General features: G+C 38.1%; 13 protein-coding genes and 3 pseudogenes. 8 read left to right on the forward strand and 8 right to left on the reverse strand.

The annotated features are described in order from the left end of the window. Window positions 1-34: 34 nt before the first annotated feature. The 3 genes from MKL51_RS04035 to repM all read right to left on the reverse strand — a co-directional run bounded on the left by MKL51_RS04035 (window position 35) and on the right by repM (window position 6,237). Window positions 35-1,243, reverse strand: a complete 1,209-nt coding sequence (locus MKL51_RS04035) for an IS256-like element ISAba26 family transposase (RefSeq protein WP_000343018.1) — start codon at window positions 1,241-1,243, stop codon at window positions 35-37. 43 nt (window positions 1,244-1,286) lie between these two features. Then, a complete protein-coding gene (locus MKL51_RS04040; protein WP_270904178.1) occupies window positions 1,287-4,763 on the reverse strand; it encodes a plasmid replication protein, CyRepA1 family in 3,477 nt (1,158 codons plus the stop codon). Between the two features lie 559 nt (window positions 4,764-5,322). Beyond that, window positions 5,323-6,237: a replication initiation protein RepM gene (gene repM / locus MKL51_RS04045; RefSeq protein ID WP_004843977.1), complete on the reverse strand. Its 915-nt coding sequence runs from the start codon at window positions 6,235-6,237 to the stop codon at window positions 5,323-5,325. Between the two features lie 428 nt (window positions 6,238-6,665). Here repM and MKL51_RS04050 point away from each other — a divergent pair, with 428 nt between their 5' ends. The 6 genes and pseudogenes from MKL51_RS04050 (at window position 6,666) to MKL51_RS04075 (ending at window position 8,751) form a co-directional block, all read left to right on the forward strand. Then, the gene (locus MKL51_RS04050) at window positions 6,666-7,295 is read left to right on the forward strand and encodes an AAA family ATPase (protein ID WP_005130378.1); all 630 of its coding nucleotides are present in this window, start codon (window positions 6,666-6,668) and stop codon (window positions 7,293-7,295) included. Beyond that, window positions 7,292-7,531: a hypothetical protein gene (locus MKL51_RS04055; RefSeq protein ID WP_005130377.1), complete on the forward strand. Its 240-nt coding sequence runs from the start codon at window positions 7,292-7,294 to the stop codon at window positions 7,529-7,531. The genes MKL51_RS04050 and MKL51_RS04055 overlap by 4 nt, the downstream gene beginning before the upstream one ends. Window positions 7,532-7,634: 103 nt before the next feature. Continuing rightward, window positions 7,635-7,715: pseudogene (locus MKL51_RS04060) on the forward strand (helix-turn-helix domain-containing protein); the annotation flags it as partial. Between the two features lie 82 nt (window positions 7,716-7,797). Continuing rightward, complete coding sequence (locus tag MKL51_RS04065) at window positions 7,798-8,223, forward strand: hypothetical protein (RefSeq protein ID WP_065996232.1); 426 nt, start codon at window positions 7,798-7,800, stop codon at window positions 8,221-8,223. Between the two features lie 2 nt (window positions 8,224-8,225). Beyond that, window positions 8,226-8,474, forward strand: coding sequence for a type II toxin-antitoxin system Phd/YefM family antitoxin (locus tag MKL51_RS04070; protein ID WP_005130375.1), 249 nt, complete (start codon window positions 8,226-8,228; stop codon window positions 8,472-8,474). After that, window positions 8,464-8,751: a type II toxin-antitoxin system RelE family toxin gene (locus MKL51_RS04075; RefSeq protein ID WP_065996230.1), complete on the forward strand. Its 288-nt coding sequence runs from the start codon at window positions 8,464-8,466 to the stop codon at window positions 8,749-8,751. Before MKL51_RS04070 ends, MKL51_RS04075 begins: the two co-directional genes overlap by 11 nt. 160 nt (window positions 8,752-8,911) lie before the next feature. Here the strand turns inward: MKL51_RS04075 and MKL51_RS04080 are convergent. Further along, window positions 8,912-9,064, reverse strand: a pseudogene (locus MKL51_RS04080) (DUF4113 domain-containing protein); the annotation flags it as partial. A gap of 489 nt (window positions 9,065-9,553) precedes the next feature. Here MKL51_RS04080 and MKL51_RS04085 point away from each other — a divergent pair. Continuing rightward, window positions 9,554-10,120 carry a recombinase family protein gene (locus MKL51_RS04085; RefSeq protein WP_004282045.1) on the forward strand — a complete coding sequence of 189 codons (567 nt, stop codon included), beginning with the start codon at window positions 9,554-9,556 and terminating at the stop codon, window positions 10,118-10,120. Between the two features lie 174 nt (window positions 10,121-10,294). On the opposite strand, the gene MKL51_RS04090 is transcribed toward MKL51_RS04085, so the two are convergent. Further along, on the reverse strand, window positions 10,295-10,627 hold the full coding sequence (locus MKL51_RS04090) for a hypothetical protein (protein WP_005253224.1): 333 nt from the start codon (window positions 10,625-10,627) through the stop codon (window positions 10,295-10,297). Between the two features lie 30 nt (window positions 10,628-10,657). Continuing rightward, the gene (locus tag MKL51_RS04095; RefSeq protein ID WP_071211297.1) at window positions 10,658-11,392 is read right to left on the reverse strand and encodes a DUF6973 domain-containing protein; all 735 of its coding nucleotides are present in this window, start codon (window positions 11,390-11,392) and stop codon (window positions 10,658-10,660) included. Window positions 11,393-11,675: 283 nt separating this feature from the next. On the opposite strand from MKL51_RS04095, the pseudogene MKL51_RS04100 reads away from it, so the two are divergent. Beyond that, a pseudogene (locus MKL51_RS04100) lies at window positions 11,676-12,506 on the forward strand (IS3 family transposase); the annotation flags it as partial. Window positions 12,507-12,751: 245 nt separating this feature from the next. On the opposite strand, the gene tpgA reads toward MKL51_RS04100, so the two are convergent. Together tpgA and MKL51_RS04110 are read right to left on the reverse strand one after the other, a co-directional pair. Further along, the gene (tpgA, locus tag MKL51_RS04105; RefSeq protein WP_068558565.1) at window positions 12,752-13,540 is read right to left on the reverse strand and encodes a trimeric autotransporter adhesin/peptidogylcan-associated protein TpgA; all 789 of its coding nucleotides are present in this window, start codon (window positions 13,538-13,540) and stop codon (window positions 12,752-12,754) included. A gap of 60 nt (window positions 13,541-13,600) precedes the next feature. After that, window positions 13,601-16,110, reverse strand: a 2,510-nt coding sequence (locus MKL51_RS04110; protein WP_272540186.1) for a YadA-like family protein, incomplete at its 5' end; no start/stop codon positions are given.

Below are 16,110 nucleotides of genomic sequence, written 5' to 3' on the forward strand. Positions count from 1 at the left end.
GAGCCTGTAAATTATTTTGTGTAAGTTCCATTTTTTATAAATGATCTTTTAATCGATCATCGAACTGAATCGTAAACCAATTCATTGCTAAACGCCAATTTTGAATTGGCATCGTCCATTTCTTCGCAGCATTTGATGTTGCTAAGTAAATGACCTTCTTTACTGAGTCATCAGATGAAAAGATTTTCCTTTTCTTCGTTGAATGGCGTATTACGCTATTCAACGACTCAATCGCATTTGTTGTATAAATTGCATGACGTATTTCGGCTGGATAGCTAAAGATCGTTCGGATATTTTCCCAATTGGCCCGCCAGGATTCTCCAATTTTGGGATACTGGTGATTCCATTGATCACAGAAGATGTCTAGGGATTTTAAAGCATTTTCCTCTGTACTTGCCTGATAAATCGCTTTCAGACCCGACGTAACAGCTTTGTAGTCTTTCCAGCTTACAAATCTCAGGCTATTGCGTACAACATGCACGATACACAGTTGAATATCAGTATGAGGGTAAACAGAGGCTATCGCGTCAGGGAAGCCTTTTAATCCATCTACACAGGCAACAAGAATGTCCTGTACTCCTCGATTTTTTAGCTCTGTCATGACTGACAGCCAGAATTTGGCACCTTCTGTCTGAGCAATCCACATACCCAGTAATTCTTTTTGCCCATCCATATTGATGCCTAAAGCAAGGTATACGGACTTGTTAATCACATTGGAGTGCTGACGGACTTTGACAACAATACAGTCAAGATAGACAACAGGATAAAGGCTATCTAAGGCTCTATTTTGCCACTCAGTCACTTGCTCAATCACAGCATCGGTAACTTTGCTGATGAGAGATGCTGACACATCGGCATCGTACATTTCTTTGAAGAAGGCTACAATTTCCCTATTAGTCATTCCTTTTGCATACAGTGAGAGGATTTGGTCATCCATACTGGTGATGCGTGTTTGGTGCTTTTTGATAATTTGTGGCTCAAATGAACCTTCTCGATCACGGGGAATATCTAAAGCCAGTTGTCCATCTTGAGTTGTAATGGTTTTAGAACTAAACCCATTACGGCTATTTGAGCCTTTCTTGGGCTGATGCTTTTCATAACCGAGATGGTCTGAAAGTTCAGTATTGAGTGCAGTTTCAATCATGAATTTTTTAAAGACTGCTGTCATTTGGTTTAAGTCTTCTGGTGTTTTTAGACCTTTAGCCAATTCGGCAGCCATACTTTTGATTGTTGCTTCATCCATGTGAAGTACCTTTTGTAATTATCCTCTGAAGGATAAATGAAAATTAAGTACTTACACAAAATTTAGAACAGTCCCCTGCGTAATCTTTCAAACGGTACAAATCAGCAAGGGTTAAGTCTGACCGCATAAGCTCCTGCATCACATCAATGAATACCGCGTCATTGCATGGCTCAATAGCAAGCTGCTGTTCTGTTGCTGTGGTTACGACTGCAACGGATGCAATATCAATCTGCACCTCATCCAAAGAAACAACATCAGAAACAAAGTCAGGCTTCCCGACTGAAGCGACAACATCAGCAAACTGCTGCATATCTTCAGTCGTGATCTGCTGTTCACTGGCATTGAATAGAGAATCACAAAGCTGCTGCATCACGCTGAATTTTTCCGCATCAATCTTATAAGCAAAATCATCCGTTATCTGTGCAGATGGCTCTATTCTTATATATAGATTATGGGGCATCTGCACACTTATTTTTCTTTTCTCATGTGGCTTAAATGGATTTCTGCAACGTCTGTAACTGATGCCGATATGCTTCAGAATCTCGTTTAAATCCCTGGATGAATATTCGGACGCTTTCCATGACGGCACACCGAAACGAGTTGGGATTGCACCAATGGCAGCAAGCAGCAATCTGTATTTTGTGATCTGCTGAATAAGTGCTTTGGCACCTGTTTCTGTGAATACTGCATTCGGCTGCATGTTCACACCATCGAAGGCCAGTCTGTAAACTTTCCCCATAGCTTCGCGGTATCGTCTAACTGCTAAGTCTTTGGCCTTATCTTGGCTTGTCTTAAAACGGCCCATAAAGGCGTTAAAACGTATCAATTGACCTAAATCAATATCAAAGTGCTGATCATTCAACTCTGCATCATGCTGAAGTCCTAACTTCATTCGCATTTCATGAGCTTGTAGGGCGTATGCTTCAGGATCAGACAGGAAGTCTTTGCGCTGAAGTCTTTGCGCTGTATCTGCATCAATCTTGTAAGCGTTTTTAATCCGTTCTTGATGATCCGCCTTGATCTTGGCCTTGGTGTACTTGAATATCTCTGCATGACCTGAAGTATCAAACTGCTGCACACGTTTAACAGCGAACTTTTTGCTTTCCAGAATCCAAATCAGATTATTGGCGAAATTGGAACGGCGCGTTTCACGTACCTTTTCAAGTTCTGTTTTAAATAATGAGAACTCTGTGATTTTAGCTTTTGATCCTTCTAATGCACTGGCCTGTTGCTTTCCTTGTAATGCGTCTAAAACATCCATCACATAGCGTCTGCTCTGATCCGCGTATATGTGGAACTCTTTGCACTGGCGAACCCGTCCAAGCATCTGATAAGCATCAGTAGGCTGAACACTTGAACCCGTAAAGAATCCAGCAACAAAATCAAAATGATCATGCTCAATTGATACGCCTGAAGCGATTGCACTTGTAGAAATGACAACTTGATAATTCAAAGATTCAGCTTCGGGATTCTTCAGAAATTCGGCTGTTTCTTTTTTTACGTTTTCGTTCCCGACAATTGCAATGTTTTTAACGTCCAAATCATTGAGAATGGCTTGCAGCGTTTGAACGTGGCTCTTTGAATCGCATGTAATCCATACGTTTTGATTTTCGACCATGACCCGTTGCAGCATGAAGCTCTGCAACTCTGCAAAACTGTTATACAAGTGAGCCGTTTTGTTTTCGTTCTTTGGATCAACCTCAACAATATTCAGCTTTTCACCCACTCGGCATGACTCGATAAAATCCAACGTCTGTTGGTTAATATTGGCATCCGCAACAATGACACACTCAGCATTCTTAATGATGATCTTTAGCAACTGATAAACGTGTTCAATGTCGGTTCTTTTGAATAGTTTGTCACTGTTGAAAGTTTCGATCACTTGGCTGATCTCATCAATGAACACATGCTTGCAGTTCTTAATAAATGGCTTGAATAGCTCATTCGCCAGACTTGGCAGACAGACAGACAGTGATTCAATCGAGTGACTTAAAGCAGCATCCAGACCGATTTTACGCGCTTCTGCTATGCCTTTTTTCTCATCGTCATAATGGGCTGTATTCAAACGTGAAGCCATTTCACGGATCAAACTACGCAAATGTGCAATTGTTAAGAATGAATAACCGCTTGAGTCGCACCAATTGCGGAAAGGTCGTCCGACTTTTTGCGTTTTTCCCGATCCTGTTGGCGCTTTGATTAGGTACGCACCGCGATAATTCGGCTTAAACTGATCCAATGAATCTAATTTAATTACATTATGATTTTTATAATCTTGAATCGTGACCGCCGTTAGACCTTGTGTCTTGATGAACTCAATTCTTTTGTGAACATATAGAACAATATTATCCAAAGTGACAGGATGAACACGGCCCACGCAAAACGGCTCTATTTCGTTTCTAAGCTCGATTAGGCTTTTTCTATATGGAACATGCACCGAGTTCTTAATCATGTACTGATAAGCCAAAATGGCGCATTGATGAGCATCTTTTTCATCTGTCAGCGCACTAAGCAATAATTTTGCATCAATACCGCAATGCTGATCTTTTAACTGTGACCAAACGTCAAAAATTGGCAGCTCTGAAGTGGCTTTATCATTAAGCAGTGCATTGATCTGATCATGCGACAAGCTACCTGCATCAGAACCAAGTACAGATGCTAGATAAAACTTTGCACCAAGTTCGGTTGCAACTTTATGACCTTTCCCGTGAGCAGTGATCTGCTTCAGTGAATAGAGAACCTTTCTGGATTCATCATCATTGAGCTTTGCTTTGTTGTCGTTGTCGGAAAGAATAGCGTCCTGTTGCTTTCCTAAGACTGGATAGACCTCTTTGATCTTGTCAGCAGTGATACATGCAATGACGCGCCGTCCGTTGGCGTGATGCACATTGCAAGCATCCTTGTAACCTTCAACAAAAATTGTCGGCTCTGTACCTTCAATCACAAAGTAATAATTTTTACTTTGAGCGCCTGATAATGGCCGTTTTTCCCCATCTGGCGTGATGAATTGCAGATTCACGATTTCATGCGTATGAACATCAAACAATGGAATAATTAACGGATCAGTGAACGTCTGACCGCCTGAAGTTCTAACCACTGGCATTGTTCGCGCATTAATTGGCTTAATGCCTGCAACGGCCATGTATGGATGATCTGCACAATGTTGGGCCTGATCCCAAATTGTTTTGGCTTCATTGGCTTTTGTTTTGAATTGAATGATTTTGGCTAGAACTTCAGCTTTGCGCTGCTGCTCAATTTCAAAACGGCGCTTTTCAATCTGGGCTGCATCACGCTCGGCTTTGATCTGTGACCATTCAGGATTGAATGAATGGCTTTCACCAGTAGCATGATCGTAAATTAAATACGTGCCATTGGATTTCAAAACAACGTCAGTGGATCGGTTTTTTTGACTTTTTCCGATGCTTGGGATGCGATAATGCTTTTCTGGTACAAATTGAAACGGTAATTTCTTAGTTTCGTAACCTAGATTCAATAAAAAGTCGTGTATATTATTTTTGAACACGTTACAATGTTCCTGTATTTCAGACCTCGATAGCTAGTTCCGCCACAAGATTTAGCTATTGGGGTTTTTTATTTATGAGACTTTAACTTCTGAAGCAATATTTTTGAATACAGTCAGGTCTATAGCTCACTCACTATTCATTAAGTAATCAGCTATATGTCCTCGACGTGTACTCAGTAACGGACATTAACAAATAAAAAAAAAATGATTCTCCAAAAGTTGGGATTTTTAAAAAAAAGTTTGATCACTGACTTAAAAATACGTCAGTGATTTTTTAAATCAGTAAAAATTGATATACCAACCTGAATCCACTTCTTGCTGCTTTGGCATGGATTAATTTTAGAATTATTTCAATGTCAGGTTTTGCCATTTAAATCAAGGACATGACTTTCGAAAGCTTAGGTTTTCGCTTTGCTCAATCCGAGAGGAAGTAGGGATTTAGCTTTGTTACATAAATAGTTTGAAATATGATTTTATAAAGCTTAACTTAAATTAGAACTAAAACAAAACCAAAGTAAAACCAAATTAGTTTCACTTAACAACTAATTTTATTTCACCATTAAACTTCTAATCCCAACTCTTTTAGAACACCAGAATACTTTCTAACATTTTGAACATCCTCTAATTCAATTAGAAGCCTTTTTTCTAGATCAGCATAGCTTTCCCCTACTGCAGCTTTTTGGCTTGCAAATGGGTCATGGTGAGCTAGCTTGTTGGCAAAAAATTGAATCTGCTTATCCGTTAGCTTCTTGGCTTTGGTGTGAGTGACTTCCTTAGGTTGCTGCTTTGTTGTGAACGTAAATGAGAAGCCACTAATCACACGTCCATTTTTATGTTGCTCATAAGAAGCAATGATATCTGTTAATTCATTAATTTGGTTTAATGCTGTATCGAGTACCCTGGCTTTGAAGTTCGCCATTTTGACATAGTCACTCTCTGCTAATCCAAGCTTAAAGCGAAAGTCATCTAACGCAAACATAGGTGTCTTACCAACACTACGCCATTGAATCAGTAACTCGTAAAGACGAATTGCATATTTGCTTGTAAGAGAGCTAATCTGTTTCAGCTCATAAGCAGTGAAAGACTTCTCTAACTGTGTAATCAAGGGTATGACATCAGGTGCAAAAGTGAGCTCTACAATCCCGGCTGAATCAACATAGGCTATTTTGGAAACCCAACGTGATTTCACTATCTTTTCCTGTTGAGTCCCCTCATGGATACCCTTGTAACTGAATTTGCGCTCAAATAGGTTGCTAGCTGCGTTTTTAAGCCCCTCATAGGCTGCATGTTTATCGACGTTGAACTGCTTCATGTAATGATGAGCATGAACCTCTAGCGTGCTATTAGCATCCACATGCTTACTTAACTCTCTCGCTTGGACAATTGCCAATAAAATCAATCGTTGTTCCGTTGTGTCTAAATTATAGCTAGCATTAATTAACGCATTATCTTTAACTACGAGCTCATTTTTCACTGAGACTTCCCCATGTAATTATCAGATTAGCATACACTAACAAACAGTGTAGGCACAAGGTGGGAAAATGTAGACTTAAAGGTGGGAAAATGTAGACTTAAAGGTGGGAAAATGTAGACTTAAAGGTGGGAAAATGTAGACTAATAAGCTCTCAAACACTTTCTAGATAAGGCTTACAGAGGATTTAAAAATAAAAATATTAAAATTATTTAAAAATAAAAATGTTATTGCTTAAAAATTTAAGAGAATTTCTTGTTTTACGAGTATCCATTTACAGTGATGAATTAGCATGAAGTATAACCCTAATTTAGGTGGGAAAATGTAGACTAATACTAAATCAATGGACAACAAGATTTTTTAAGTAAGTATTTACACCAATGAAAAATAAAACTATATTGAATTCAAATTAGTTACAAATTACAAGTAAAATGATTATCTTAATTGGAAGTCAAAAAGGCGGATGTGGTAAATCAACAATAGCCATCAACATTGCAGCATATCTTGCTAAACATAAGAAAGACATAGTATTAGTTGATGCAGATCCTCAACAAAGTTCAGCTAATTGGGTAAAAGACAGAGATGAAACTGATCTGCCAAAAGTTCATTGTGTTCAACGCTATGGTGACATCAAGAACACACTGAAAGACCTGGATAGCCGTTATAACTATGTGATTGTTGATGTGGCTGGACATGATAGTAAAGAGCTTAGAACAGCAATGCTAACAGCTCATTACCTTGTAGTACCATTTAGACCATCACAGTTCGATCTTGATACTTTACCTCATCTCTCTGAAGTCATAGATCAAGCCAAGTCATTTAATGAAGACTTAAAACCATTTGGTTTATTAACGCTGGCACCAACCAATCCATCTGTATCTGAAGTACAACAAGCAAATGATTACCTGGCGGATTTTCCATTATTCACAGCGTTGTCGTCAGTAATTCATGACAGGAAGGTTTATCGTGATGTTACTGCTGAAGGGAAAGGTGTTGTTGAATCAAATAATCCAAAAGCAATCGAAGAGTTTGAATCATTTATGAAGGAGCTTTTAGCGTGATTAAGAAAAGAGAAATTACGAAGCCTTCATCACCCGAAATTGACGCATTCATCAATGGGGCAAATGAGCAGACTACTCAAAAACTAGATCCCAAAGCACCTCGAAAATTTAAGACGCATACGATTCCAATGAACGAATATGAGTATCAGCTATTGGCTGAGTTAGCTGAAAAATATGGTCAAACCCATAATGGAATTATCAGATTTGCTCTGAAGAAACTTAGTGAAGAAAATTAACTAATTTGAAACTAATATAAAACTAATTTAGTTTTTAATTGGTTGTGATTTGCGTGTGGAAAAGCCCTTAATGATTAAGGGCTTTATTGTATTTGTTAGACCTATATCATGTCGGAACATGACCAAGGATGAAATAGCTAAAGCAGTTGGTTGTGGAGTTTCTACCGTTTATCGAGTAGCGAAAAGTACTCATTATGGTTTTTTTAATCGCATCTTTAAATGTGCTTCTAGGAATGCTATAGTCATAGCGTTGAATAGGAGAATCTATGAATTCTGATACTGTTTGGAATATGACTGAAAAATCTCGTTTGAAACGAGAGGATGAAGTTCGTATGCAGGAACTCAGACATCTATTCGATTTGATGGATGAAAGAGAGGAAGAGTGGCAGGTAACTAAAACTACTACATTAGAAAAAGCTCTAAAGATACTTTCATGGTGTGATCTTGACGTAGCTCCTGGGTTAGCTGAGCTAGAGATGCAACAACCTATAGATATTATTGAGCAACATCGTAAGTGGTTAAAGGTATTTCGTTCAGCGATGCCTTATCTTGCAAAGATGCTCCTCGTCACTGATTCAACCCTACTTATCAAATTAAGATGCACATTAGAGAGGTATGCTGAGATTAGCTACCCGAACCTACTTGTAGTGATTCAACCCAAACTGCAAACACTTAACTTTATAAAGGCCTAACTATGACTCAATTAATCCATGCACGAATGACTGCAAGTATTACTGAACTCAAAAAGAGTCCGATGGATACAGTGTTAGCAGGTAAAGGTGAACCTGTAGCGATCCTTAATCGTAATATACCAGCGTTTTACTGTGTTCCGGCTGATTTGTATGAAACCATGATGGAACAACTGGAAGACCTGGAACTCAACAAAATTGCAGATGCTCGTGCGAATCAAAAACGCATTCGAGTAAATATTGATGACCTATAAGTTAGACTTTTTAGAAGAAGCATTAGCAGAATGGAAAAAGCTTAATCCAAGTATTAAGCAACCATTGAAGAAGAAACTGATCAAGGTACTAGAGAATCCTCGCATTCCCAAGAATAAGCTCCCAGGACATCCTAACCGCTACAAGATCAAACTTCGCAGTGTTGGTTATCGTTTGGTTTATGAAGTGATTGATGATGAGGTTATTTTCATCGTCATTGCCGTAGGCAGACGTGAAAACAATGCTGTGTATGATGAAGCCAACTCTCGACATTCATAAGTAATTGATTGCATTAAGCAGGAATTCTTTCATTAAGGAATTCCTGCTTAATGCACATATGGAATATATCTTACAGATTTTAGTTGTTTTTTAATATTTAATTGAAACTAAATTAAAACTAATTAGAAACTATAATTGTGCATTTAATAGGGGATCATCTCTATTTCACAACCCAGAGTTGATCCCACTTAAAGTAGTTATGCGTCAACTTATCTCTGGTCATCTTCCATGTCCTATTGGGTAGCATACTTGCTCCAAGTACCAGTTTTGTCTTGCTAAACTTATATTGAATCTTTTCTAGTGTTTCCATTAAAACTGAAGGTATTTGCAAAATTAGCCATGTAATTTAATTATTGATGGGCTATTGGAAGAAGGAATGAGTGATAGACTATGAACAAGAATGCGTAGTCATTTTATTCAGTATTTTTTAATTTAACTAAATGAAATTTATTGAATTTTAATTATTAATTAAAACGCCCAATTTGAAAAACTGGGCGCTTCACTAATGGTAATAATCATTACCATTAACCACTAGAGAACACAAACTATGGTTCAGTTTTGTGTTTTATAAACATACTTTGTGTATGTGAGTTTGTAAATGATTTTGCTCAGAGATTTAAAAATCAAAGTATCTTCTTATTGATATTTGTAATATTAGACTATACCCTAAGATAACATTATAAAAGTTCTTAAAACCATGTAACATTTAAATGATTTTTAACCATATGTAACATGTAACTTTGATATTAAAGATTTATAATTTACGAAATTGTTCATTTTTATCCAATTGGGGCATAAAAGAATGAAAGGTCAAAAAGTAGGCTATGTCCGGGTGAGTTCGGTCGAGCAAAATACGGGACGTCAACTTGAGGGAACTGAAGTCGACCGGATTTTTGTTGATCGTGCTTCAGGTAAAAATACCGACCGACCGAAATTTCAAGAAATGTTGAACTATGTCCGGGAAGGGGACAGGGTGATAGTACATTCCATGGATCGTTTTGCGCGAAGCCTGAAAGATTTGGTCACTGAAGTAGATAAACTGGTTAAAAGAGGGATCGCCATCCAGTTTGTAAAAGAAAATATTACTTTTACCGCTCAATCTACCCCGATGGATAATTTGATGCTGCAATTGATGGGTGCTTTTGCCCAGTTCGAACGTGAGATCATTTTAGAACGGCAAAAGGAAGGAATTAAATTAGCCTCTGCTCAAGGGAAGTACAAAGGCCGGGTACATAAATTGAAGCCTGATCAAGCTGAAGCTTTACGACAAGCATGGAATGAAGGGAAATACCCTTCAAAAATGGCATTAGGTCAGGCATTTGGAATTAGTCGCCAAGCGGTATACCGTTATTTAAAAACCGGTGAATAACGGCACTGTTGCAAATAGAGATTTGAGTCGATAAAGTTTCCTTTAAAAAGTGCTTATGTATGAGAGTAAAAAAGTTTCATACTAAGTAATAGTGTTTAATATTCTATTATCCATAAATTTTTTAATTCTACAAAAAACCACTTTCCAGTGGTTTTTTAAATTAATTTGATATATCTATTTGATATCAAATATAAGATTTTCTTTATCATATTTAGCAGAATATGCTACTACAGACTCAGAATGAAGTTTTTTATCTTTGTCCGTATAATTAATACTTATTGAATCCTCAGTATCTGAATACTGTATTTGATATTTATATGAAGCATTTGGTGCTAAATCACCAATAACATCTACTTTTTTTGATGTTTCATACTTAAAATTAACATTATAAACGGGACTATCAGTTTTGTTATTTACGGTGATAGTTCCATTATCTTTTTCCATAGGTGAGCAAGCCACTATAAATATACTCGCAGCACCTAATAAAATACCTTTATTAAAAGTCATAGACATTCCACCTTATAAATCCTAATTTTTTTATTTTTCACCGACTGAATTTGACCATACCAAATTCCCATTTGATATGATTTTCAATCTTCCTGCCCGTACTTGAGCTTGAGTTAAACTCGCAAATGATGATTGTAAAAGCGTCGTAGGATTGTTTTTCCCTAAACTGATACCTATCGAGTTATTATAAATATCCATAGACCGTTCTGTTGCAGGCTGTCCTGTAGAACCGAATTCATGTGCATCACTCCATTTTTTTGCAAAATCGGCTCCCACATCTATTGTCATGCCAAAGTTCCAAACAGCATGTCTAAATGCATCACCATTTCCATTATGCATAACTGAACTAGTATTTACATATCTCGCTTTAGTAAGATCTATAGCAGTTTTGGCATTTGCGATACATAGTAAACCCTTAGCTCGGTTTGCATTATAAAGTGCTTGTTCTTGAGCATTTAGATAACCATTTATATATCCGTCCATATCGGTATATACAGACGAAATTGTAGCTCTGGATGAGCGCCCAGGAGTTTGCACTACTTCTGTTTTCAATAAAGAATCGGCATATTCATTTAATTCAGCTTCACTAGCATCAGGGTTTTTATTCTGAAATTCACGTAACTTTTCAGCAATATTGTCAATTGAATTAGCAACAGAAGCATTATAGGTGATTACAGGTTCAGGAGAAGCAGTATTACTATCAGCAGCGTATAACTGTCCTGTTATTAAAGATAAAGACAAAGCAAGAATATAAGTTTTTTTCATTTTCCAATAGTATCCTTTTAATTCGATTGATATTCCAATTTAGAATGTTTTCTGCCTTACAAAGTAATCTTTTGTTTATTTAATTTTTATAAGACTTATAAGATGAAATTAACTCATTGAGCCTAAAGCTTCATATAAGTATGAAACTTTATTACTTTAAAAAAAATTAGTTGGTCATGTTGGATTGCTTCAGTATGAGTCTTTATTTTTTTAGCTTAGGTCTTACCATTTAAAATCAAAGGGTTAAGAGTAACCTAGTATGATACTTTTTTACTCTCACACACCGATCGCAGCTTCAACCTATTACCGAACTTTAGATCTTGCTGACAATCCAGAACATCGAGCGAAACGAGATCTACATGATGAGCATCATGCTGAACAAATTCAACGAATTTGGAAAGAAAGTTCAGGTCGATATGGTGTGCGTAAGGTCTGGCAACAATTGAAACGTGAAGGCTATGTTATTGCACGTTGTACAGTTGCTCGATTGATGCAGAAGTTAGGTATACAAGGTGTTTGGCGTGGTAAGAATAAACAAACTACTCGTAACCGAGATGACCAAAAACGAGCAGATGATTTAGTGAAACGTAATTTTAATGCTGATCGACCTGACCAACTGTGGGTAAGTGATTTTACGTATATTCAAACAAATTCAGGCTGGGTCTATACCGCCTTTATTATTGATGTGTTCTCACGAGCAATTGTTGGATGGAAAGTATCTACACGGATGAATACAGATATGGTACTCGATGCACTTGAGCAAGCATTGCACGATCGAGGCATGCCAAAGAATGTGATTCATCATTCCGACAGAGGTGTGCAATATCTTTCCATTCGCTATACCAATCGTTTAGAAGCTGCAAATTTACGAGCATCAGTCGGTACGACTGGTGATTCATACGATAATGCTTTGGCTGAAACAGTGAATGGCTTATACAAAACAGAGGTGATTGAATATCTAAAAGCAGATTGGCAAGGTTTAGCAGATGTACAACTTGCGACACTAAACTGGGTAGATTGGTTCAATAAAAAGCGTGTACACAGTGCACTGGGTTATGTATCGCCTTTTGAGTTTGAAGCAATGTACTATGATAAGATTAACCCGTTAGGTTAGGTGGCCTAACTTAAATAAAAAAGTCTCCGACAAACCCGGTACGGTTCACATTGAAGTAGCTTCAAAATGAAGCTACTTCAATGTCTAGGGTACTGGGTGCAGTCCACTATTCACTTCAGCCTACCTTGACTGTAGGTGTTTAAAAGCTGCTTTATAATAAACAGAAGAGTGTTCATTCTTAAGATTATTATACTATAATCGTTTGATAATATAGCACAGTTATAAACACTCTCCAGATACATAAATTACCAACTAACATTCACACGTCGATTTGGAGCTAAACAGCCAACAAGACGATTATTAGCTTTGTTACCAGCACATTGTTGGTATAAATCAGTTTGGCTATTGGCTTGGATTTGAATGCGATTTACATCAATGCCTTCATTTACCAAAAGCTTCGCTACTGTATTCGCTCGCTGAGCTGAAAGTTGATGGTTGTATGAAAATTTACCCAATGGATCAGCAAACCCTGCAACTGTAATCGGACCTGTTGAATTGCTTTGCTTAATTCGCTCGGCAATTGCCGCCACAGAACTTGAACCTTGTTCGATTGCATTTGCATTTGAACGATCAAATGCAAAGAATACGCTTCCTGATCTTGCTCCAGCTAAATTCGTATCATTTGGTACTTGATTGTTTGCACCCCAAGCCATTAAACCTTCACAAGCCTCCCCTTTCCAGAATAAGCGCTCAGATAGATTTTTTTTATCAAAGTCTACGCGTAATTGGCAACGTAAATAATCTTGGCTATTTGGTTGGCGAATATCTAACACATAGTTCCACGTTTTGACAAAAAATACCCCTTCGCTAAATTGAGGATTGCCCAAAATATATCGAATTTGGTCTTTAGTTAAACCTGTATCTAAGCGTGCAACATTGTCATATTCATAACGCTGTACTTGTTTAAGGTAACTTTTTTCAACCGTAGGAAATTTAATTTCCTCTTGCTGAACAACCACTTCATCATCTGCAATTGCAGTGATTGCTATCGTAGAAACCATCCCAAATACTAATGCTTTTATCATATTTTTCATTTTTTACTCTCTTAATCTGTTGGAAGCTAGGAGAGTCAGATGACTCTCCTCGACAATGAATTAGTCGATTACACCGCTGATACCGATACGTACACTTGGATCACCTTGTGATGCTGCTGCAACACCACCTGTGATTGACCAACGTCCATTGTCAGCAGTTTTACGTAAGGTCACACCCACTGCATTTTCACCACCATGATAAGAAGCGCCTGCTGCATACGTATATTTACCTGGTACGAATGGTGCTGTCTCTAAAGCCATTGCCGCCGCAATGCCCGCATTCGCACGTTTTTCTACATCATCAATACGTTGGTTTGTTGAGTAGAACGCTTGCTCTAGACGATTACTTACATTGTCAATTTTGGTATTCAATGCTTGATCTGCTTTATTTAAAGCATCTACTGCACCACCAACATTGTTGTAATCTTTACCACCTACGTTATATGTAGGATTAGTAAAGCTTTGCGTAATATTGTCATACCCAGCTCCACCACCAAGATACTCAACAATTTTTTGGTTCGTTGTATTCAACTGTGAACCATTTACCGCATCTTTAGAATCTGCTTTGATTGCACCATCTTTAACGCCAGTTACAACACGATCACCATCTTTACCTGCAACATTTACTGTAGTACCACCAGTATCTTTACCAACTGTGATTTCACCATTTGGTGTTTGTTGTTGAACAAGACCAGATTTACCACTGTTGATATTGTCGATATTGGTTTGGATGTTAGAAATATCACTTGTGTTTTGGTTCACTTGTTGTTGAACATTCCACAACTGACCGCCATTCACAGCATCTTTAGAGCCTTGAGCAACTTCACCATCTTTTACATTACTGATGGTTGTGCCATTAGCACCACCTAATGTGATTTTGTCTTTATTTGCGTCATCGTATTTAACCGCATTATTCGCAAGCTCATTAACATTGTTATTTACATTGCTAATCGCTGTGTCTAATTGACCCTTATTCACAGCATCTGTAGCACTCGTACCTGCTGCAACATTGGTAATTTGTTTATTACCTGCATTGATTCCTTGTGTTGTTACACTCGGACCGCCTGCAATTACTAAACCAGTGTTGTTTAATACAACAGCATTATTACCAATGTTAATGCCTGAATTGTTCAGAACAGTATCACCTGCTGCAATAGAATCGACTGTTAAGTCCTTAGCAGTTGAAACTTCATAGTTATCTGAACCATCTGCATTTTTCGTCTTATTCACAACAATGTTTTCACCATTTGACACTGTTGTTTTAGACGTGGTTGCAGCATTGCCAATTGCTTGATCAAGTGCTGTTAATGCATCACCAACGTTAGTTTGAGTACCTTGAGCCACATTATAAGTTGGGCCTGTGATCGTACCATCAGCATTTACCTTCGCATTACCACCAAGGCTGTCTACAAGTGCAGTTTGTGTTTCAACCACTTGATTACCGACAGCTTTCAATTGAGCAACGTTAACTACATCTGCATCGGCTGTACCAGCCGCAACGCCAGTAATTTGACGGTAGATACCATTTGCAGCATCACCAACTGCGACTGCACCAGTTGTAGATGTAGTGTTGCTAATTGCAGTTTTGTCAGCTGTAGTTGCTGCTGACAATGTATAACCTGCAACATCAGCACCTGTAGTCGCTGCCGAACCCGTACCTAAAACAACTGAACCAGCAACTGTTTGAGTTACATTGTTTCCAAGTACAAAGGTATCGTCTGTCAATACTTGGTTGTTGTTACCCACAGAGTAACTGTTGCTGCCATCAACAATCGTTGGGTCACCAATTGCTCCTGAATGATCCCCATTCACTTTGTTACCAGTACCGATGCTGATAGATTGAGTACCTAATGCTTCTGCACCGTTACCAATCGCAATTGACTGAGCGCCAGCAACTTTCGTGTTGTGACCTAGTGCAACAGAACTATCTGCACCCGCTTCAACGATCGCGTTGACACCAATTGCAGTTGAGTTCAATCCACCTGCACTTGAGTCATTTGTCGTACCTAAATCACCTTTAGAAGTGTCTGCATTGGTATGGAAGAATTTCACACCTTCTGTATTCATCTTCTGAACAGTCTGAGCAATCGTCAAACGATCAGTCGTTTCTTGACCTTGCTTATCATAAGTAAGGAACAAAGAGTCCTGATTTTTATTGTCTGGTTGAGTATTTACAACCTGATCAATAATGTTGACTTTATTACCATTACCATCAACAACTTCTGTAATATTGTTGCTAATTACTTGTTGTAATTGTTCTTCAGTCGCTGCACGACCTTGAGTTGCAAAGTCAGCAGCCGTTAAGTCTTTATTACTTAAGCCTTTGATAGTATTTGTCGTACTATCGATAGCAACATTTCCAACTGCTATTTGACCAGTCGTTACGCTATCCAAAGTCAAGTCTTTACTTAAAGCAAATGCAACATTATTACCTGTCTTAGTTGCTGTTAAGTTGCTATCTGTTGGATCAGCTACACCGATATCTACCGTATCACCCGCTTTGATTGCACCTGCATTGGCACCATTGCTTGCCAAGTTCCAGCCTTTGTCTAATTCACTGATCGCAGCAC

It is taken from the genome of Acinetobacter sp. AOR18_HL (genome assembly GCF_027855145.1).
Classification (GTDB): Bacteria; Pseudomonadota; Gammaproteobacteria; order Pseudomonadales; family Moraxellaceae; genus Acinetobacter; species Acinetobacter pittii.